The sequence below is a fragment of the Pseudomonas sp. BN411 genome (assembly GCF_029871235.1).
Classification (GTDB): Bacteria; Pseudomonadota; Gammaproteobacteria; order Pseudomonadales; family Pseudomonadaceae; genus Metapseudomonas.
In genome coordinates, this window is the sequence record NZ_SSOM01000042.1 from 15,831 (window position 1) to 35,869 (window position 20,039).

The following is a 20,039-nucleotide window of genomic DNA, read 5'->3' on the forward strand; positions in this document are numbered from 1 at the left end:
GATTCAGCGAGCGACGATCAGGGGATGACCCCGCTCCGGATGGCGCTGCACCAGCACCTCCAGGCCGAAAACAGCCTTGAGGGGTTCGGCCTGGAGCACCTGCTCCGGCGAACCCAACAGATGTGGCCGGCCATCGGCGAGCAACAGCAGGCGATCGCAGTAACGCGCCGCCAGGTTCAGGTCATGGAGGATCACCAGCACCGCCACACCGCGATCAGCGAAAGTGCGCACGGCCTGCAAGGTGGTGTGCTGGTGCAATGGATCGAGCGCCGAGGTGGGCTCGTCCAGCAACAGTATCTGCCCAGCGCTGCCCGGCCAGAGCTGCGCCAGCACCCGCGCCAGGTGTACCCGCTGGCGCTCGCCACCGGAGAGCGCCAGATAGCTGCGGCCCGCCAGGTGGCTGGCGTCCGCCGCCTGAAGGGCCTCAGCGACCACCTCGGCATCCCGTTCCCGGCCGGTATCGTGAGGCATGCGCCCCATGGCCACGACCTCTTCGACGCGGAACGCGAAGTTCAGGGTGGAACTTTGCGGCAGCACCGCCACACGCCGCGCGCGCTGCGGACCACTCCAGTCGGCCAGCGCCCGTCCATCCAGACTGACCTGCCCGACTGCCGCCGACACCTCACCGCAAAGGGCACCGAGCAGCGTGCTCTTGCCCGCGCCATTGGGTCCGAGCACGCCGAGCACTTCCCCAGGTTGCAGCTCCAGATCGACACCCGCGAGCACCCGCTTGCCGCCCCGCAGCACGTCCAGTTGTTCCACGCGCAGCATCAGGGGCGCCCTCGCACCAGCAGATAAAGGAAGAACGGCGCACCGATCAGCGCCGTGACGATACCGATGGGCAGTTCGGCCGGCGCCAGCACCAGACGCGCCGCCAGATCAGCCAGCAGCATCAGGCTGGCCCCGGCCAGGGCCGAAGCCGGCAGCAGAACCCGGTGATCCGGCCCGGCGACCAGGCGAACCAGGTGCGGCACCACAAGGCCGATGAAACCAATCAACCCGGCCGCCGCCACTGCAGCGCCCACGCCAAGCGCCGTGCAGAACACCAGTTCGCGTTTCAGCCGTTCCACATCGAAGCCCAGGTGACGGGCTTCGGACTCGCCCAGCAGCAAGGCGTTCAGCGCCTTGGCCCGACGCGGCAGCCAGAAGACCACGAACAGCGTGACGATCAGCAGCGGCCAGAGCCGCGAATAGCTCGCGCCATTGAGGCTGCCCATGTTCCAGAAGGTCAGGCTGCGCAGGGTGGCGTCGTCGGCGAGGTAGGTGAACAGGCCGATCACTGCGCCGGCCAACGCAGTCAGGGCAATGCCGGCGAGCAGCATGGTGGCCACACTGGTCTGGCCATCACGACGCCCGAGGCGATAGACCAGCAAGGTCACCCCCAGTCCGCCGGCAAAGGCGCAGACGGACAACAGGTAAGGAGCGAACGCATCTGGCAGGCCGCCCAGTGCGGCTCCACCGACGATGGCCGCGGCACCACCCAGGGCGGCGCCACTGGACACGCCTACCAGGCCCGGATCGGCCAGGGGATTGCGGAACAGCCCCTGCATGGCGACGCCGGACAGCGCCAGCACCGCCCCCACCGCCAACCCGAGCAGGGTGCGCGGCAGGCGGATCTGCCCGAGGATCAGCTCGGCCTGTTCCAGCCCCTCTCCGGAAAACGGCAAGCCAGCCAGCCGCAGCGCCGCGCGAAGCGTCTCGCCCAGCGGCAGGCTCACCGGCCCCAGCGCCAGGGACAGCCAGAGCGCCAGCAGCAGAAGGACGCCCAGGAAGATGAACAATGGGCGCGAATGAAGGGAAGCAGTCATGGCTGGCTCGGGGCTTTCTCGATCAGGGCCGGTGCCGAAGGATAGAGGCCGGCGGACAGCTCGGCCATGCCGTCAGGCACACGCGGCCCCAGCCCGCCCACCAGCAGGGTCGGGTCCAGGTTGAGCAGGCGCCCCTCACGGGCGGCGCGGGTAGCGGCCAGGGCCGGATTCTGCTTGAGCAGCGCCTCGCGCGCGGCGTCACCTTCCAGGCGGCGATCGGCAATGACCACCACATCGGGGTCGAGTGCCGCCAGTGCTTCATTGGAGATAGCCTTGTAGCCCTGGTGATCGGTCAGGTTGTGCCCACCGGCGCGCTCGATCAGCCAGGCAGCCGCCGTGTCCTTGCCAGCCGCAAGCGGGCTGCTGCCGGAGTGGCCGAGCAGGAACAGCACCCTGGGTGCCTTCTGCGTCTGCTGCACCTTGGCCACCCACTCGGCCTGGCGCTTCAGGCGCTGGCCATACTCGGCGAAGGCCTGGTCGGCACGCGCCTCGGCACCGAGCAAGGCGCCGATCAGCTTGAGGTTCTTTTCCAGGGTGGGCAGATCGGGGGTGGATGCCAGGCGCTCGATCCGCACCCCGGCCGCGCCGATCTGCGCCAGCACCGGCGGCGGCCCCATTTCCTCGGTCCCGACCAGGATGTCAGGGCGCAGCGAGAGAATGCCTTCCGCCGCCAGTTGTCGCTGGTAGCCGATGCTGGGCAGGGCCTTCAATGACTCGGGGTGCTGGCTGGTGGTATCCACGCCCACCAGCTTGTCCTGCCCGCCGAGGGCAACCACCCATTCACTGATCGAACCGCCGGCGCTGACCCAGCGCTGGGGCAGGGACTCCGCCAGAGCAGCCTGGTGGAAGAACAGAATGCCGGCACAGAGGCTGGCCAGCCTGACCACTAGATGCATCGAAAACAACTCCATCGCTGAATGCGGGAAAAGCCAACGCCCTGTGCTGACAGGACGCTGACCTGGATAGGGACGCGATGGTCCCTTGGCGGCGCGAACTCAGAGTGCCGGTGCACTTTCCGCAAGGGCTCGCCAGTCTTCCCGCTCAGGAATACCGGGTTTGCGGGCGCCGAACAATTGCACGACGAGCTGACCGTCAGCATCGAAGGCTTCCCAACTGGTGATCACACCATCGGTGCTGGGCTTGCGTACGCGCCACAGCTCGGTCACGCCGGCAGTCTGCAGGTGCAGGTTGAACTCCGGGTCAAGCACGTTGAACCAGGTGTCCAGCCACTTCAGGTTGCTGACGGTACCGCTGTGGATCTGGATGCAATGACGGTTGCCGACGAACACCATGATCGGCACCTCGCGCGCGCCGGCCTCTTCCATCAGGCGCGGCAGTTCGGCGGTATCCAGCTTCTCGGCCCATTGGCTGCCGGCCAGACGCAGCGCCTGGGTGCGTTCAGCACCGTGCTTCTTCAGCAGGGCAAAAAAGTGGTGGGTGTCCTTCAGCGTTGCCCAGCCTTCACGCAGGGAATCGACAGCGATTTCTGCATCGGGCCGGGCCTGGACGGGTTCAGGCTGAGGCCGGAGCTCGAGCTCGTCGCTCTGTTCCTCGGCACGGAAGCGCTCCACCAGGGGTTCCCAGGCGGCGAGTTCGCTGTCTCCGGTCAGGAACACCTTGTGCACCGCAGTGCCCTGCTGGTCGAAGATCTGGATGCTGCGCAGGATACCGCGCGGGGTTTCCTCGGCCACGGCGAATACGCTGGCCCAGCCGCCCATGAACAGGCGCAGGTCGATATCGGCTGACACCACCAGGCCCATCTGGCCGTTGGCCGCCACGGAGACCTCCCGGTAATAGCCCTTGCGCTCGTGCACGCAATGCTCGTTGCGGGTCAGCGCCATGATGTAGCCCAGCTCGCCCAACGCGGGCAGCAGGCTGGCCCAATCCGGTCGCAGGCGCACGGTATCGACGCCCAGGCGGCTGGCGGTCAGCTCAGCCTCACTGACGGACAGGTGCTGGGCGGCATCCCGCGCGCGTAGGCGCGGCTGCTCGGAACGCAAGGTTTGCCAGGCCTGGTAGAGAGGTGAAACCGGGCTGGGGGTCGAAGATTGCAGGTTCATCTGAAGCTCCTTGTGATTCAGCGACTCGCCGAAAGGGCGAACTCAATGGGGATGTGCACGCGGCTAGGCACAGGCAGGCCGTTCTGGGTTTCAGGGCGGAAGCGCCAGTTGGCGACCGCATCCATGGCCGATCTATCCAGGCTTTCCACGCCAGAGGAGCGAAGCAGCCTCAGCTCCCGCAGATGGCCATCTGCGTCCAGCCGCGCCTCCACCAGGACGAGGCCCTGCTGGTTGCGACGGCGCGCCTGGGCCGGATAGATGGGCGGTTTGGGCGGTGTGAGGAATTCAGGCTCACGACTGAAGACTTCCATGTCCGCCGCCCTGGTCGCCGGCGTACTGGCGAGCGCCGGCGGCTCGCGGTGGCTGGGGACAGCATCGGCAGCCTTCGTTGGCGGTGCACTTGCTGCTTCGCTGGAGCGCGGCTCCACAGGCTCTGCCTTCGCCATCTGGCGGGCAGGCGCGGGCTGCGGCTTGCTCGTCACCATGGGCCTGGGCTCGGGTCTCGGCGCCTTCACCGACTGCGCCGGCCTGGCGGCTGGCAACGGGCGCGCCACAGGTTTCGGAGCTGCTCTCGGGACGGGCGCCGGTTCCGGGCTCACCAGTTGAATCAGCATCGCCTCGGGAGCTCGCACGGCCACGCCCGGCTCTGCTCGGAGCCCATGCAGCAGCCAGCCCACACCAAGGTGCAGGGCCAGGACAAGCGCGAAGCTGAGCAGGAAGCGCGGCATCGAGACCGACCAATTATTAATACGAATTCATTTGATTATTATTTGCATTTGAATGTCAACGTCATTATGGTTCTGCGCCGATATCAACCTGCGATCACCAGTAAGACCTGACGGAAAAGCCCCGGAAAAAGCGGACATATCGCTGGAAACGGATGCCAGGACGCCGGAAAGTCTCCGGCGAACCCATGTCGGCTGCTGGTACGCCCTTGTTACCGGGAGCCTCCCCATGGCGCTGCGTCCGCCCTTTGCCCGTCGATCCGGGCTTGCCCTGCTGTTGCTCTGCCCTTCCCTCGCACTGGCCGCCGAAAAGACGGCAACCCAGTTCGACACCATGACGGTGACCGCCACCCGCAGCGAGCAGCGCCTCGACGAGGTGCCGAACACGGTGACCGTGCAGACTGAGCGCGATATCGACCAGAAGAACGTGAACAACATCCGCGACCTGGTGCGCTATGAACCCGGCGTTTCGGTGAGCGGCACCGGCAGCCGATTCGGCCTCTCCGGCTTCACTATCCGCGGCATCGGCGGGAATCGGGTGCTGACCCAGGTGGACGGTGTGTCCGTCCCGGACGCGTTCAACTTCGGCCCGTTCCTCAACGCCCAGCGCAATTACATCGCCCCGGACATCGTCAAACAGGTGGAAATCATCCGTGGTCCCGCCTCCTCGCTGTACGGCAGCGACGCCATCGGTGGCGCGGTGAGCTTCCTGACCAAGGATGCCGCCGACTACCTGGATGAAGGTGACGACGCCTATGCCCGTCTCAAGACCGGCTACAGCAGTGCCGACAACAGCTGGCTGCGCAGCGCCACCTTCGCTGGTCGTCAGGGCGTCGTGGATGGCGTGCTCCACCTCGGCCGCCGAACCGGCGACGAAACCGAAACCTTCGGCGGCCGTGGCGGCTTGGGCAGCGGCCGCGAGGAAGCCAACCCGCAGGACTTCACCACCGACAACATGCTGGCCAAGATCGGCTGGAACTACGCCGGCAATGACCGCCTGCAACTGACCTACGAGCGCTTCCAGGACGACGTCGATACCCGCGTGCTGAGCGAGGCCTCCAGCCTGACCTCCACTTCCCTTGGCGGCGGCATGTTCAGCAATGCCCTGATCGCCGCCAGCAACGCCAAGGACAGCACCGATCGCGAACGCATCAGCCTGGAGCACCAGCTGGAATTGAACACGGCCTTTGCCGATCAGCTGAAATGGCAGCTCAATCACCAGGACAGCCAGATTCGCCAGCAGACCGACCAGAACCGCTACAGCTGGGTGGCCTTCAACCGCAACCCGGTGCCGCCGGCCTCGGCCTTCGAACGCCTGCGCACCCGCGACTCGGTCTACGAAGAGAAGCTCTGGTCGTTCAATAGCCAGCTGGACAAGCACTTCGCCCTGGGTGATACCCAGCACCACCTGATCTACGGCGTCGACCTCAAGCGCCTGGAGAGCAGCGACCTGCGCAAGGGCAACGAGATTCGCGTCAGCACCGGTCAATCCCTGCCGCCCTCATTCGGCGCGGAAACCTTCCCGCTGAGCGACTTCCCCGATCCGGTCACCCACGAGTACGCCCTGTTCGCCCAGGACAGCATCGAGATCGGCCGCTGGACCCTGCTGCCTGGCCTGCGCTACGACTACTACGAACTCAGGCCCGACGTGACGCCGGAATACCTGAACAGCAACCCGGTGGACCGCAACCCGTCCAACTTCAGCGATCACCAGCTGTCGCCCAAGCTCGGCGTCACCTATCGCCTGGACGACGCCCACAGCGTCTACGGCCAGTACGCCGCCGGCTTCAAGGCGCCGGAGCCTGTGGATATCTTCGGTGAGTTCGTCAACGCCGGCATGGGCTACCAGACCATCGCCAACACCAATCTGAAGCCGGAAACCAGCGACAGCTATGAAGTCGGCCTGCGCGGCAAGTACGACACTGGCAGCTTCGGCGTGGCGCTGTTCTACAACCGCTATGAAGACTTCATCGAGCAGGTGACCGTCCCCGATCCGACCGGCAACAACCTGCTCACCTTCCAGTCGCAAAACCTGAACAAGGTGACCATCCGTGGCGCCGAGGCCCGAGGCGAGCTCTTCCTCGACAGTTTCGGCCTGCCGACCGGCACCCGACTGCTCGGCACAATCGCCTATGCCCGCGGCAAGAACGAGGAAACCGGCGCGCCGATCAACAGCATCGACCCGCTCAAGGCGGTGATCGGCCTCGCCTACGCGGAGCCCTCCGGCAAGTTCGGCGGCGATCTGGCCTGGACCCTGGTCAAGGCCAAGGACCGCATCGACCAGTCGAACAACGCCAGCCTGCGCATCAGCGAGCAGTTCGCCACGCCGGGTTACGGCACCCTCGACCTGAATACCTGGTGGCAGGTCACCGATGCCCTCTCGGTCAACGCCGGCCTGTTCAACCTGACCGACAAGCAGTACTGGCAATGGGGTGACGTCCAGGGCCTGGACGCCAGCAGCCGCAGCCTGGGCCGCTACACCCAGCCGGGCCGCAACGCCTCGGTCAACCTGGTCTGGGAGATCTGACCCCTTTCAGCTTTCAGCACAGGGACGTGCCCCTCTTGGGGAAGCCACGGCGGCGCGCGATAATGCGCGCCTGTCGTGGAGATGCCGATGATCCTGCTTTGCCGCCCCGATGAGCTGGCCGAAGGCCAGAGCCGGGGCTTTGTCGTTGATGACCTGAAACTCATGCTGGTGCGCCGGCATGGGCAGGTCCATGCCTATGAAAACCGTTGCCCGCACCGAGGCATTCCACTGGAGTGGCTACCGGACCAGTTCCTCGACCACAGCGGCAGTCTGATCCAGTGCGCCGCCCATGGCGCACTGTTCCTGATCGAATCGGGCGAATGCGTGACCGGCCCCTGTGTCGGCGATGTCCTGCAGCCGCTGGACTGCCGCGAAGATGCCGACGGCATCTGGCTCCTGAGCGAAGCCTGAGGCTCAGAGCCTCACATCGAGGCGGCGGCTGACGCGCACGGTTTCCGGCGTCAGCTCCACGCCATAGGCCAGCACTTCTACACCTGCGGCGACTGCCTCACGCAATGCAGCCGCGTAGGCCGGGTCGATTTCCTCAGCCGGACGCACGGCGTCGATACCCGAAAGATTGACGCAATAGAGCTGCACGGCCCGCACGCCGTCACGGGCCAGCGCGGCCAGCTCACGCAGGTGCTTGCTGCCGCGCTGGGTCACGGCGTCCGGGAAGGCCGCCACCGGCGTGCCGTCGAAGCCCAGGGTCACGCTCTTTACTTCGATGAAGGCCGAACCGCTGGCGAAATCCAGGCGGAAGTCGGCGCGGCTGTTTTCCAACCCGTAGGCCACTTCGCGCTTCAGGTTGTCGAAGCCCGCCAGTTCGACGATCACACCCGCCCGCAGCGCTTCTTCTACCAGGGCATTGGCACGCGCCGTGTTGACGCAGGCCAGCCGGCCCTGGGGAGTCTCGACGATTTCCCAGGTTCCCGGCAGCTTGCGCTTGGGGTCATCGGAGCGACTGAACCAGACCCGGCATCCCTCGCTCATGCAGTTCAGCATCGACCCGGTATTGGGGCAGTGGATGGTCAGCAACTCGCCCGAGGCCGTCTCGATATCCGCGAGGAAGCGCTTGTAGCGCTTGAGCAGCCTGCCCTCCTCCAGGGCCGGGGAGAACCTCATCGGCTCGCCCAGGTTTTCAGGCCACGGGCCAGGCGCTGCACCGCCTCCTCCAGGCGCGGCAGGCCCTGGGTGTAGGCAAAGCGCACATGGTGGCCCGCCTGATGGCGGCCGAAATCCAGGCCCGGCGTGAAGGCCAGGTACTCGGTTTCGATGAAGTGCCGGCAGAAGGCGTAGGCATCGCCACCAAAGGCGGAAATGTCTGCATAAAGGTAGAAGGCGCCCTCTGGCTCGACCGCGATGCGGAAACCCAGCTCACGCAGGGCCGGCAGCAGGTAGTCGCGACGGCGAGCGAACTCTTCGCGGCGTTCTTCGAGGATTTCCAGGGTTTGCGGCTGGAAGCAGGCCAGAGCCGCGTACTGAGCCATCGAGGGCGCACTGATATAGAGGTTCTGCGCCAGCTTCTCCAGTTCGGGTACCGCATCGGCCGGCGCCACCAGCCAGCCCAGGCGCCAGCCGGTCATGCCGAAATATTTGGAGAAGCTGTTCAGCACGAACGCCTCGTCATCAACCTCCAGCACGCTGCTGGCTTCCATCCCGTAGGTCAGGCCGTGGTAGATCTCGTCCACCACCAGGTGACCGCCGCGTGCCTTGAGAGCCTGCGACAGGGCCGCCAGCTCGTCGGCGTGCAGCACCGTGCCGGTAGGGTTGGCCGGCGAGGCGACCAATGCCCCCACGCTGTCGGAATCCCAGTACCGTTCGACCAGTTGCGGGGTCAGCTGGTAACGGGTTTCGGGGCCGACCGGCACCAGTTGTGCAGCGCCTTCCACCAGGCGCAGGAAGTGGCGATTGCAGGGATAGCCGGGGTCGGCCAGCAGCCAGTGCTTGCCCGGGTCCACCAGCAGGCTGCTGGCCAGCAGCAGGGCGCCGGAGCCACCGGGGGTGATGAGAATGCGATCTGGGTCTATGTTCAACCGATAGTGCGATGCATAGAAGCCGGCGATGGCTTCGCGCAGTTGTGGAATACCGCGAGCGGCGGTGTAACGGGTATGCCCGGCGGCCAGGGCTGCCTGCCCGGCCTGGACGATAGGCTCGGCAGTAGTGAAGTCCGGCTCGCCGATTTCCAGGTGGATCACGTCGTGACCCGCTGCCTGGAGTTCGTTGGCGCGAGCCAGCAGGGCCATGACGTGGAAGGGTTCGATGGCGCGGCTGCGCGCACTGTAGGACTGGGCCATTGGCCTTCCTTTATTAAGGCAAAGAGAGGATTCTAACCAATGGTCCCTGGACGCTGCAGCATGTGCGACGCGGGGAGTAGCGTACCCGGATTTGATCTGGTAAGTTCGCCCGCTTGCAGCCGCAGGGCCGGTACGACCGGCGATGGACCATAATCCTGCGCAATGGATTAGAGAAAGTGAGAGGCGGCCATCCATGCCCACCAATGCAAAACAACAGAACAGCCAGTTGATTCGTGGCTTCGTGCCCTACCAAGAGACCAAGGGCGAGGAGTACATGAGCGACCGCATGCGCGCTCACTTCACCAACATCCTCAACAAATGGAAGCAGGAGTTGATGGAAGAGGTGGACCGTACCGTGCACCACATGCAGGACGAAGCTGCCAACTTCCCCGACCCGGCCGACCGCGCCAGCCAGGAAGAAGAATTCAGCCTGGAACTGCGTGCCCGCGACCGCGAGCGCAAGCTGATCAAGAAGATCGACGAGACCCTCCAACTGATCGAAGACAACGATTACGGCTGGTGCGATTCCTGCGGCGTCGAGATCGGCATCCGCCGTCTGGAAGCCCGCCCCACCGCCACCCTCTGCATCGACTGCAAGACCCTGGCGGAGATCAAGGAAAAGCAGCTCGGCTCCTGATGCCGAAACGGGGCGCCAACGGCGCCCCGTCGCTTTATAGGGCCCTGCCCCCCAATGACGTCCCCTGCCTATATCGGGCGTTTCGCCCCCACGCCCAGCGGCTATCTGCATTTCGGCTCGCTGGTCGCTGCCCTCGCCTCCTACCTCGACGCCCGCGCAAAGGGTGGACGCTGGTTGCTGCGCATGGAAGACCTCGACCCGCCACGGGAAGTCGAAGGCGCCCAGGCGGCGATCCTCCATACCCTGGAGAATTACGGTTTCGAATGGGACGGCGAAATGGTCCGCCAGAGCGATCGGCATGAGGTCTACGCCAAGGTGATCGACCGTCTCTACGAGATGGGGCTCGCCTACGCCTGCACCTGCTCGCGCAAACAGCTGGAAGGCAATCAGGGCGTCTATCCCGGGATCTGCCGCAATGCCCAGCACCCGCAGCACGACGCGGCCATCCGCATCCGTGTGCCGGAGCTGGAATATCACTTTGTCGACCGCGTCCAGGGCGAGTACCGCCAGCACCTGGGGCGGGAAGTCGGCGACTTCGTCATCCGCCGTCGAGACGGTCTCTACGCCTATCAACTGGCCGTGGTGCTGGACGATGCTTGGCAGGGTGTGACCGACATCGTCCGTGGCGCTGACCTGCTGGATTCCACGCCGCGCCAGCTCTATCTTCAGGAATTGCTAGGGTTCAGCCAGCCGCGCTATCTGCATGTTCCGCTGATCATCCAGCCGGATGGCCACAAGCTCGGCAAGTCCTACCGCTCGCCGCCATTACCGGCTGACAGCGCCGGACCGCTGCTGACGCGCGCCCTGCGCGCCTTGGGCCAGGAGCCACCAGTCGAGCTGGCCGGCTATAGCCCCCGCGAAGTGCTGGAATGGGGGATCACCCACTGGGATGCCGGGCGAATACCGCGGGCCAGGACCCTGGCCGAAGCGCAGCTTCGCTAGCCTCTCGCCCGCCGGTGGTGCATTCGCTACCATCGCGACAGACACGACGAGATTTTGTGGCATGTACATCTATCGACTGGTCCTGCTCCTGGTGGTGGGAATCTACCTGTTCTCCCCCGCCATCATGGATTGGTGGATCGACCCCAACGGCGCCTGGTACCGCCCCTACCTGCTGTGGCTGATCCTGATCGTGGTGACCTTCATTCTGCAGAGTCAACGCGATGCTGATGAGCTTTAGCCTCACCCAGCTGATCCTGATCAGCGCTGCCTACCTTCTGGCCCTGTTCGGCGTGGCCTGGCTCAGTGACCGGGGCTTCGTCCCGCGCTGGATCGTCCGCCATCCGCTGACCTACACCCTGTCCCTGGGCGTCTACGCCAGCGCCTGGGCGTTCTACGGCACGGTCGGCCTGGCCTACCAATACGGCTACGGATTCCTCGCCAGCTACCTCGGGGTATCAGGTGCCTTCCTGCTGGCGCCGGTGCTGCTCTATCCGATATTGCGCATCACCCGCACCTATCAGCTCTCGTCCCTGGCCGACCTCTTCGCCTTCCGCTTCCGCAGCACCTGGGCCGGCGCGTTGACCACGGTGATCATGATCATCGGCGTCCTGCCGCTGCTGGCCCTGCAGATCCAGGCGGTGGCCGACTCCATCGGCATCCTCACCCGCGAGCCGGTGCACAACCGCGTCGCCCTGAGTTTCTGCGCGCTCATTACCCTCTTCACCATCCTCTTCGGCGCCCGCCATATCGCCACCCGCGAGAAGCACGCCGGTCTGGTGTTCGCCATCGCCTTCGAGTCGGTGGTCAAGCTGGTAGCCTTGGGTGCCATCGGCCTCTACGCGCTCTATGGGGTGTTTGGCGGCCCGCGCGAGCTGGAACTCTGGCTGCTGCAAAACCAGGCCGCGCTGTCCACCCTGCACACCCCGCTGCAGGAAGGCCCCTGGCGGACCCTGCTGCTGGTGTTCTTCGCTTCGGCGATCGTCATGCCGCACATGTACCACATGACCTTCACCGAGAACCTCAACCCGCGCGCCATGGTCAGCGCGAGCTGGGGCCTGCCGCTGTTCCTGCTGCTGATGAGCCTGGCTATCCCGCTGATTCTCTGGGCAGGTCTCAAGCTGGGCGCCACCACCAATCCGGAATACTTCACCCTGGGCCTCGGCATCGCCGTGAATAACCCGGTACTGGCCCTGCTCGCGTACGTCGGCGGCCTCTCTGCTGCTAGCGGCCTGATCATCGTGCTGACGCTGGCGCTCTCCGGCATGGCTCTCAACCACCTGGTGCTGCCGCTCTACCAACCACCGGCCGAGGGCAACATCTACCGCTGGCTGAAATGGACCCGCCGCGCGCTGATTGCCTTCATCATCATGGCGGGCTACGGCTTCTACCTGCTGCTGGGGGCCGAGCAGGACTTGTCCAACCTCGGCATAGTCGCCTTCGTCGCCACCCTGCAATTCCTGCCGGGCGCGCTCTCGGTGCTCTACTGGCCGACCGCCAACCGCCGCGGCTTCATTGCCGGCCTGCTGGCGGGCTTCCTCGTCTGGCTGTTCGCCATGCTGCTGCCGCTGGTGGGCAACCTGCAGGGCATCTACCTGCCGCTGTTCAACGCCATCTACGTACTCGACGACACCAGCTGGCACATCGCGGCCATCGCCTCCCTGGCGGCCAACGTGCTGATCTTCACCCTGGTTTCGCTCTTCACCGAAGCCAGCCCGGAAGAATGCAGCGCTGCCGAAGCCTGCACCGTGGACAACGTACGCCGGCCGCAGCGCCGCGAACTGCTGGCCAGCTCGCCCCAGGAGTTCGCCACCCAGCTGGCCAAGCCCCTGGGCGCCAAGACTGCACAGAAGGAAGTGGAACAGGCGCTACGCGACCTCCACCTGCCGTTCGACGAACGCCGCCCCTATGCCCTGCGCCGCCTGCGCGATCGGATCGAGGCCAACCTTTCCGGCCTGATGGGCCCCAGCGTGGCCCAGGACATGGTGGAAACCTTCCTGCCCTACAAATCCGGCAGCGAGGGCTACGTCACCGAAGACATCCACTTCATCGAAAGCCGCCTTGAGGACTACCACTCGCGCCTCACGGGCCTGGCCGCCGAACTGGACGCCCTGCGCCGCTACCATCGCCAGACGCTGCAGGAGCTGCCAATGGGCGTCTGCTCCCTGGCCAAGGATCAGGAAATCCTCATGTGGAACCGCGCCATGGAGGAACTGACCGAGATTCCGGCGCAGCGCGTCGTGGGATCTCGCCTGTCCACCATCACCGAACCCTGGAAGGGCTTGCTGGAAGGCTTCATCAACCTGCCCGACGAGCACCTGCACAAGCAGCGCCTGACGCTGGATGGTCAGGTCCGTGCGCTGAACCTGCACAAGGCGGCGATCGAAGAACCCCTGGCCCCCGGCAGCAGCGGCCTGGTGCTGCTGGTGGAAGACGTAACCGACACCCAGTTGCTGGAAGACAAGCTGGTGCACTCCGAGCGCCTGGCCTCCATCGGCCGCCTGGCCGCTGGCGTCGCCCATGAGATCGGCAACCCCATCACCGGTATCGCCTGCCTGGCGCAGAACCTGCGAGAAGAGCGCGAGGGCGATTCGGAGATCAAGGAACTCAGCAGCCAGATTCTCGAACAGACCAAGCGCGTCACCCGTATCGTCCAATCGCTGATGAGTTTCGCCCATGCCGGCGGCCGCCAGCAGGCAAGCGAGCCGGTGTGCCTGGCCGAGGTGGCCCAGGATGCCATCGGCCTGCTATCACTGAACAAGCGCAGCATCGAGGTGAACTTCTTCAACCTCTGCGATCCGCATCATGTCGTCGAAGGCGATCCGCAGCGCCTCGCCCAGGTGCTGATCAACCTGCTGTCCAACGCCCGCGACGCCTCTCCCGTGGGCAGCGCCATCCGCGTGCGCAGCGAAGCTTCGGAACATACCGTCGACCTCGTCGTCGAGGACGAAGGCAGCGGTATTCCGAAGGCGATCATGGATCGCCTGTTCGAACCCTTCTTCACCACCAAGGACCCAGGGAAAGGGACCGGCCTTGGCCTTGCACTGGTCTATTCGATCGTGGAAGAGCATTATGGACAGATAACCATCGAAAGCCCGGCCGACTCCGAGCACCAGCGCGGCACCCGAATCAGGGTGACGCTGCCTCGTTTTGTCGAAGCGACATCCGCCGTGAGCTGAGACCGTCTAGAGAGCCGAATTAATGCCACATATTCTGATCGTCGAAGACGAAACCATCATTCGCTCTGCCTTGCGCCGACTGCTGGAACGTAACCAGTACCAGGTCAGCGAGGCCGGCTCCGTCCAGGAAGCCCAGGAGCGCTACAGCATTCCCGGTTTCGACCTCATCATCAGCGACCTCCGCCTTCCCGGCGCTCCCGGTACCGAACTGATCAAGCTGGCCCAGGGCACCCCGGTGCTGATCATGACCAGCTACGCCAGCCTGCGCTCGGCAGTGGATTCGATGAAGATGGGCGCGGTGGACTACATCGCCAAGCCCTTCGACCATGACGAAATGCTCCAGGCGGTCTCTCGCATCCTCAAGGAGCGCCAGGACGCCAAATCGGCCCCGAGCGAGCGCCCCGGCGCCAGCCGTGGCGGCGACAAGGCGGGAGCCAGCAACGCCGACGGCGAGATCGGCATCATCGGTTCCTGCCCGCCGATGCTCGAGCTCTACAGCAAGATCCGCAAAGTGTCCCCGACCGACTCGACCGTGCTCATCCAGGGCGAGTCCGGCACCGGCAAGGAACTGGTGGCCCGCGCACTGCACAACCTCTCCCGCCGCGCCAAGGCACCGCTGATTTCGGTGAACTGCGCCGCCATCCCGGAAACCCTGATCGAGTCCGAACTCTTCGGACACGAGAAAGGCGCGTTCACCGGCGCCACCGCCGGCCGCGCCGGCCTGGTGGAAGCCGCCGACGGTGGCACCCTGTTCCTCGATGAGATCGGCGAACTGCCCCTGGAAGCCCAGGCGCGTCTGCTGCGCGTCCTGCAGGAAGGCGAAATCCGCCGCGTGGGCTCCGTGCAGTCGCAGAAGGTCGACGTACGCCTGATCGCGGCGACCCACCGCGACCTCAAGACCCTGGCCAAGACCGGCCAGTTCCGCGAGGACCTCTATTACCGCCTGCACGTCATTTCGTTGAAGCTACCCGCCCTGCGCGAGCGCGGTAACGACGTACTGGAAATCGCCCGCTCCTTCCTGGCGCGCCAGTGCGCCCAGATGGGGCGCGACAGCCTGCGCTTCGCGACGGATGCGGAACAGGCCATCCGCCACTACAACTGGCCGGGTAACGTGCGCGAGCTGGAAAACGCCATCGAGCGTGCGGTGATCCTGTGCGAGAGCCCGGACATCTCGGCGGACCTGCTGGGCATCGACATCGAACTGGACGACCTGGACGAAGAGGACTTCAACGAAACCGCCGCTCCGTCCCAGGCCAACAACACCGCCCACGAGCCCACCGAAGACCTGTCGCTGGAAGACTACTTCCAGCACTTCGTGCTGGAGCATCAGGACCACATGACCGAGACCGAGCTGGCCCGCAAGCTGGGCATCAGCCGCAAATGCCTGTGGGAACGCCGTCAGCGCCTGGGGATTCCGCGCCGCAAATCGGGCGCCGCAGCCGGGCCTTGAGCGCCCGGCGTGGGTGACACCGGGGGAACACAAAGGGTTCCCTGCGCTGTTACCCCGCCTAACATCACGTAACAAAGCCGGGTTTAAAGGTAACGAAAACCCGGCTTTTTTTTGCCCACCGCTCAGCCACCACCTCTCGCAAACCCTTGATTTACAAGGAATCTCAAAAGTTGGCACGGCATCTGCTTTATCTGCGGCACAACAACAATAACAAACGCTGAACCCCACAATAAAAACAAGACGTATCGACTCCAGCACAATAAAAACAAGACAGCGGAGGCGCAGCTAACTGATTCTTTTGGAGAGGAGTTGCCATTGGGGCTTGCCCCACAGCCAGGCAGAGAACAACAAAAACTGCTTCCAAAGCAGCGCCAGTACTGGTTGGGTCACGGAATGATCACGGCACCATCAGCGTCCAAAGCAATCCGTTTGCTACTAACCCTCGATTGGAGGGCATATCCAGAGGTGAAATGCCTGCTGGAACGGGTCGAACAACAAAAACACCAAGCCCGATACAATAAAAACAAAGCACGCACCAATTTGGGGGGGAGCTTCGGCTCCCCCAGTAGCTTTGGCTCCTTTCAGACCTTTTCTTCTCCATCCCCCCTCCCAGTGCTAGAATCCGCGGCCATCGTGCGCCCATATCCTTTTCTGGCCGTCCATTCCGCAAAACAGTGCATCCCATGCTGAAGAAGCTGTTCCAGTCTTTCCGTTCGCCCCTTCGCCGCGCCCAGCATCCGCGCAGCACTCCCGAAGTACTGGGCAATAATCAGCATTCGCTGCACCGTTCGGGCATCAGTCGCAATGCCGTACTGGTCGTCGATCGCCTGCAGAAGGCTGGCTATCAGGCCTACGTCGTCGGCGGTTGCGTCCGTGACCTGCTGCTGAACCTGCGCCCCAAGGACTTCGACGTGGCCACCAACGCCACCCCCGAGCAGGTGCGCGCCGAGTTCCGCAACGCCCGGGTGATCGGCCGTCGCTTCAAGCTGGCCCACGTGCAGTTCGGCCGTGAAATCATCGAGGTCGCCACCTTCCGCGCCAACCACCCGCAGGGTGAGGAAGAGGAAGACAGCAACCAGGCCTCGCGCAACGAAAGCGGCCGCATCCTGCGCGACAACGTCTATGGCAGCCTGGAAGACGACGCCCAGCGTCGCGACTTCACCATCAACGCGCTGTACTACGACCCCACCACCGAGCGCATCCTCGATTACGCCCACGGTGTTCACGACATCCGCAATCGCCTGGTGCGCCTGATCGGCATTCCCGAGCAGCGTTACCAGGAAGACCCGGTGCGCATGCTTCGCGCCGCGCGTTTCGCCGCCAAGCTGGACTTCGAGATCGAGAAGCACAGCGCCGCCCCCATTCGCCGCCTGGCGCCGATGCTGCGGGAAATCCCCTCGGCACGCCTGTTCGACGAAGTGCTCAAGCTGTTCCTCGGCGGCAAGGCCGAGCGCACCTTCGAACTGCTGGTGGAGTACGACCTGTTCGCCCCGCTGTTCCCGGCCAGCGCCGCAGCCCTGGAACGCAACCCCGAATACACCGGCCGCCTGATTCGCCAGGCGCTGATCAACACCGACGAGCGCATTCGCCAGGGCAAACCCGTTACCCCGGCCTTCCTCTTCGCCGCCCTGCTCTGGCCGGCCCTGCCCGCCCGCGCAGCGCAATTGCAGGAACGCGGCATGCCGCCGATCCCGGCAATGCAGGAAGCGGCCCATGTCCTGATCATGGAACAGGTCCAGCGCACCGCCATTCCCAAGCGTTTCAGCATCCCGATCCGTGAAATCTGGGACATGCAGGAGCGCCTGCCGCGGCGTAATGGCAAGCGTGCTGACCTGCTGCTGGAGAATCCGCGATTCCGCGCCGGTTACGATTTCCTCCTGCTGCGTGAAAGCGCCGGCGAGAAAACCGATGGCCTGGGGGACTGGTGGACGGACTACCAGGACGCCAGCGACAGCCAGCGCCGCAACATGATCCGCGAGCTCAATACCAAGGACGAGCAACAGCCCAGTGGCCAGCGCCGCCGCCGCGGTGGCAGCCGCCGCCGTCGCGGTCCGCGCAGCGATGGCGCGCCTGACAACTCGGGCGAATGATCATGGAGCGCGTGTATATCGGCCTCGGTAGCAATCTCGCCGAGCCTGTCAGCCAATTGCGCGGGGCCCTTGCAGCCCTAGGCGAGCTGCCCGGAACACGTCTCGCGGCAGTGTCCTCGCTCTACGCCAGCGATCCCCTCGGCCCACCGGACCAGCCCCGCTACGTAAATGCCGTGGCGGCCCTGGATACCGAATTGGCGCCGCTGGAACTGCTCGACGCCCTGCAAGCCATCGAGCTGGCGCAAGGGCGTGTACGCAAGGACGAACGCTGGGGTCCGCGCACCCTGGACCTGGACATCCTGCTGTTCGGCCAGCGCCAGCTCGATGAGCCGCGGTTACAGGTTCCGCACTACCACATGCACGCCCGCGCCTTCGTGCTCTATCCCCTGGCGGAGATCGCCGAGGACCTGCAACTGCCCGATGGGCGCCCGCTGCAGGCCCTGCTGACCGCCTGCCCATTCGAAGGCCTCGAGCGCCTGCCCGACCTGGCGGTAACGCCGTAACAGGTCGGTAACACCTGCAATTGACTTCATGCCCCCCCATCGGGACTATAAGCGTCCCGTTGCCCCGCGCCGGTGCAAACCGGCGCCGATGAGGACGTTTTCATGCCCGATGTGACCCTGACCACCCTGCAAGAGCTCAAGCTGAAAGGCGAGAAGATCGCCATGCTGACAGCCTACGACGCCACCTTTGCCCAGGCAGCCTGCCAGGCTGGCGTGGATGTGCTGCTGGTGGGCGACTCCCTTGGCATGGTCCTGCAGGGCCATGACAGCACCCTGCCGGTCAGCATGGCCGATATGGCCTACCACACCGCCGCCGTTAAACGCGGTAACCAGGGTGCGCTGATCATCACCGACCTGCCGTTCATGGCCTACGCCAACCTCGAGCAGACCTTCGCCAACAGCGCCGCCCTGATGCAGGCCGGCGCGCACATGGTGAAGCTGGAAGGCGCCGCCTGGCTGGCCGAGCCTATCCGCCTGCTGGCCGAACGCGGCGTGCCGGTCTGCGCCCACCTGGGCCTGACTCCGCAAGCCGTGAACATCCTCGGCGGCTACAAGGTCCAGGGCCGCCAGGAAGCCCAGGCCCGCCAACTGCGCGCCGACGCCATGGCCCTGGAACAGGCTGGCGCCGCCATGCTGCTGCTGGAGTGCGTCCCGAGCGAGCTGGCCGCCGAAATCACCCAGTCGGTGAAGATCCCGGTGATCGGCATTGGCGCAGGTAGCGCCACCGATGGCCAGGTACTGGTCCTGCACGACATGCTCGGCCTGTCCCTCACCGGCCGTGCGCCCAAGTTCGTGAAGAACTTCATGGAAGGCCAGGCCAGCATCCAGGCTGCCCTGTCGGCCTACGTCCAGGCCGTCAAGGACGTGACCTTCCCCGCCGCCGAACACGGATTCTCCGCATGATCACCGTCAAGACCGTCCGCGAACTGCGTGCAGCCGTCGCCCGTGCACGCAGCGAAGGCAAACGCGTCGGCTTCGTGCCCACCATGGGCAACCTCCACTCCGGGCACGTCGCCCTGGTGGAGAAGGCCAGCCAGCGCGCCGATTTCGTGGTCGCCAGCATCTTCGTCAACCCGCTGCAGTTCGGGCCCAGCGAAGACCTGGCCACTTACCCGCGCACCCTGGTGGCCGACCAGGAGAAGCTGGTAGCCGCCGGCTGCCACCTCCTGTTCCACCCGGACGTGGAAGAAATGTACCCGGACGGCATGAACGGCCAGACCCGCGTCAACGTCCCGCTGGTTTCCGAAGGTCTCTGCGGCGGCAGCCGCCCGGGCCATTTCGAAGGCGTGGCCACCGTGGTCAGCAAGCTGTTCAACATGGTCCAGCCCGACCTCGCGGTGTTCGGCGAGAAGGATTTCCAGCAGCTGGCGGTCATCCGCAAGCTGGTGCGCGACCTGAACATGCCGATCCAGGTCATGGGCGAGCCCACGGTTCGCGCCGAAGATGGCCTGGCCCTGTCGTCGCGCAATGGTTACCTGGACGACGCCCAGCGTGCCGCCGCTCCCGCTCTGTACCGCACCCTGCAGCAGATGGCCTCTGCCATCCGTGCAGGCCGTCGTGACTTCACCACGCTGGAACAGGAAGGCCAGGCCGAACTGGCCAAGGCCGGCTTCCGCCCGGACTACCTGGAAGTCCGCGAAGCGCTGAATCTGCGCCCCGCAGGCGACAAGGACCAGCAGCTGGTGATCCTGGGTGCCGCCTTCATGGGCAACACCCGCCTGATCGACAACCTTGCCTTCAACCTCGAAGCGCACTGATCAACGCCCGTCGCAGCCTTGAACCCCCTCGGGGGTTCGGGCAAACTCTGCCGCCGCCCGCATCCTGACG

At 65.1% G+C, this 20,039-nt stretch carries 20 protein-coding genes; 13 read left to right on the forward strand and 7 right to left on the reverse strand.

What is annotated here, in order from left to right:
- Positions 1-3: 3 nt before the first annotated feature.
- The 5 genes from E8F06_RS05285 to E8F06_RS05305 all read right to left on the reverse strand — a co-directional run bounded on the left by E8F06_RS05285 (position 4) and on the right by E8F06_RS05305 (position 4,179).
- Positions 4-771: a heme ABC transporter ATP-binding protein gene (locus E8F06_RS05285; protein WP_280364902.1), complete on the reverse strand. Its 768-nt coding sequence runs from the start codon at positions 769-771 to the stop codon at positions 4-6.
- The gene (locus E8F06_RS05290; RefSeq protein WP_280365045.1) at positions 771-1,754 is read right to left on the reverse strand and encodes an iron chelate uptake ABC transporter family permease subunit; all 984 of its coding nucleotides are present in this window, start codon (positions 1,752-1,754) and stop codon (positions 771-773) included. The genes E8F06_RS05285 and E8F06_RS05290 overlap by 1 nt, the downstream gene beginning before the upstream one ends.
- A gap of 50 nt (positions 1,755-1,804) precedes the next feature.
- Positions 1,805-2,704 carry an ABC transporter substrate-binding protein gene (locus E8F06_RS05295; RefSeq protein WP_280364904.1) on the reverse strand — a complete coding sequence of 300 codons (900 nt, stop codon included), beginning with the start codon at positions 2,702-2,704 and terminating at the stop codon, positions 1,805-1,807.
- A 99-nt stretch (positions 2,705-2,803) separates the two neighbouring features.
- Complete coding sequence (locus tag E8F06_RS05300; protein ID WP_280364906.1) at positions 2,804-3,868, reverse strand: ChuX/HutX family heme-like substrate-binding protein; 1,065 nt, start codon at positions 3,866-3,868, stop codon at positions 2,804-2,806.
- A gap of 17 nt (positions 3,869-3,885) precedes the next feature.
- A complete protein-coding gene (locus E8F06_RS05305; protein ID WP_280364909.1) occupies positions 3,886-4,179 on the reverse strand; it encodes an energy transducer TonB in 294 nt (97 codons plus the stop codon).
- Here E8F06_RS05305 and E8F06_RS05310 point away from each other — a divergent pair.
- The 4 genes from E8F06_RS05310 (at position 4,178) to E8F06_RS05325 (ending at position 7,531) form a co-directional block, all read left to right on the forward strand.
- Positions 4,178-4,474, forward strand: a complete 297-nt coding sequence (locus E8F06_RS05310) for a hypothetical protein (RefSeq protein ID WP_280364912.1) — start codon at positions 4,178-4,180, stop codon at positions 4,472-4,474. The genes E8F06_RS05305 and E8F06_RS05310 overlap by 2 nt on opposite strands.
- Positions 4,475-4,527: 53 nt before the next feature.
- Positions 4,528-4,707 (forward strand): hypothetical protein, encoded by a 180-nt coding sequence (locus tag E8F06_RS05315; protein ID WP_280364914.1) that lies wholly within the window; start codon positions 4,528-4,530, stop codon positions 4,705-4,707.
- A 115-nt stretch (positions 4,708-4,822) separates the two neighbouring features.
- On the forward strand, positions 4,823-7,120 hold the full coding sequence (locus E8F06_RS05320) for a TonB-dependent hemoglobin/transferrin/lactoferrin family receptor (RefSeq protein WP_280364916.1): 2,298 nt from the start codon (positions 4,823-4,825) through the stop codon (positions 7,118-7,120).
- A gap of 87 nt (positions 7,121-7,207) precedes the next feature.
- Positions 7,208-7,531, forward strand: coding sequence for a Rieske (2Fe-2S) protein (locus E8F06_RS05325; protein WP_226282651.1), 324 nt, complete (start codon positions 7,208-7,210; stop codon positions 7,529-7,531).
- A gap of 3 nt (positions 7,532-7,534) precedes the next feature.
- Here E8F06_RS05325 and sfsA read toward each other — a convergent pair whose 3' ends face one another.
- Both sfsA and E8F06_RS05335 read right to left on the reverse strand, forming a co-directional pair.
- Positions 7,535-8,242, reverse strand: coding sequence for a DNA/RNA nuclease SfsA (gene sfsA, locus E8F06_RS05330; RefSeq protein ID WP_280364918.1), 708 nt, complete (start codon positions 8,240-8,242; stop codon positions 7,535-7,537).
- The gene (locus E8F06_RS05335) at positions 8,239-9,414 is read right to left on the reverse strand and encodes a pyridoxal phosphate-dependent aminotransferase (RefSeq protein WP_280364920.1); all 1,176 of its coding nucleotides are present in this window, start codon (positions 9,412-9,414) and stop codon (positions 8,239-8,241) included. The genes sfsA and E8F06_RS05335 overlap by 4 nt, the downstream gene beginning before the upstream one ends.
- A 193-nt stretch (positions 9,415-9,607) precedes the next feature.
- Between E8F06_RS05335 and dksA the strand changes: the two genes are divergently transcribed.
- From dksA to panC, 9 genes are all read left to right on the forward strand, one after another.
- The gene (gene dksA, locus E8F06_RS05340; protein WP_028630036.1) at positions 9,608-10,051 is read left to right on the forward strand and encodes an RNA polymerase-binding protein DksA; all 444 of its coding nucleotides are present in this window, start codon (positions 9,608-9,610) and stop codon (positions 10,049-10,051) included.
- A gap of 54 nt (positions 10,052-10,105) precedes the next feature.
- Entirely contained in the window at positions 10,106-10,993 is an 888-nt protein-coding gene (gene gluQRS / locus E8F06_RS05345) for a tRNA glutamyl-Q(34) synthetase GluQRS (protein ID WP_280364922.1), read from the forward strand.
- A 61-nt stretch (positions 10,994-11,054) separates the two neighbouring features.
- Positions 11,055-11,231: a hypothetical protein gene (locus tag E8F06_RS05350; RefSeq protein WP_003095129.1), complete on the forward strand. Its 177-nt coding sequence runs from the start codon at positions 11,055-11,057 to the stop codon at positions 11,229-11,231.
- The gene (locus E8F06_RS05355; protein ID WP_280364924.1) at positions 11,215-14,169 is read left to right on the forward strand and encodes a sensor histidine kinase; all 2,955 of its coding nucleotides are present in this window, start codon (positions 11,215-11,217) and stop codon (positions 14,167-14,169) included. The genes E8F06_RS05350 and E8F06_RS05355 overlap by 17 nt, the downstream gene beginning before the upstream one ends.
- Before the next feature lie 22 nt (positions 14,170-14,191).
- Positions 14,192-15,619, forward strand: a complete 1,428-nt coding sequence (locus E8F06_RS05360; RefSeq protein WP_280364926.1) for a sigma-54 dependent transcriptional regulator — start codon at positions 14,192-14,194, stop codon at positions 15,617-15,619.
- Between the two features lie 683 nt (positions 15,620-16,302).
- Entirely contained in the window at positions 16,303-17,709 is a 1,407-nt protein-coding gene (locus tag E8F06_RS05365; protein ID WP_280364927.1) for a polynucleotide adenylyltransferase PcnB, read from the forward strand.
- Positions 17,710-17,711: 2 nt separating this feature from the next.
- Positions 17,712-18,212, forward strand: coding sequence for a 2-amino-4-hydroxy-6-hydroxymethyldihydropteridine diphosphokinase (gene folK, locus E8F06_RS05370; protein WP_280364930.1), 501 nt, complete (start codon positions 17,712-17,714; stop codon positions 18,210-18,212).
- A gap of 102 nt (positions 18,213-18,314) precedes the next feature.
- A complete protein-coding gene (gene panB, locus E8F06_RS05375; RefSeq protein ID WP_280364932.1) occupies positions 18,315-19,115 on the forward strand; it encodes a 3-methyl-2-oxobutanoate hydroxymethyltransferase in 801 nt (266 codons plus the stop codon).
- Positions 19,112-19,969: a pantoate--beta-alanine ligase gene (gene panC, locus E8F06_RS05380; protein WP_280364935.1), complete on the forward strand. Its 858-nt coding sequence runs from the start codon at positions 19,112-19,114 to the stop codon at positions 19,967-19,969. Before panB ends, panC begins: the two co-directional genes overlap by 4 nt.
- Positions 19,970-20,039: the final 70 nt, after the last annotated feature.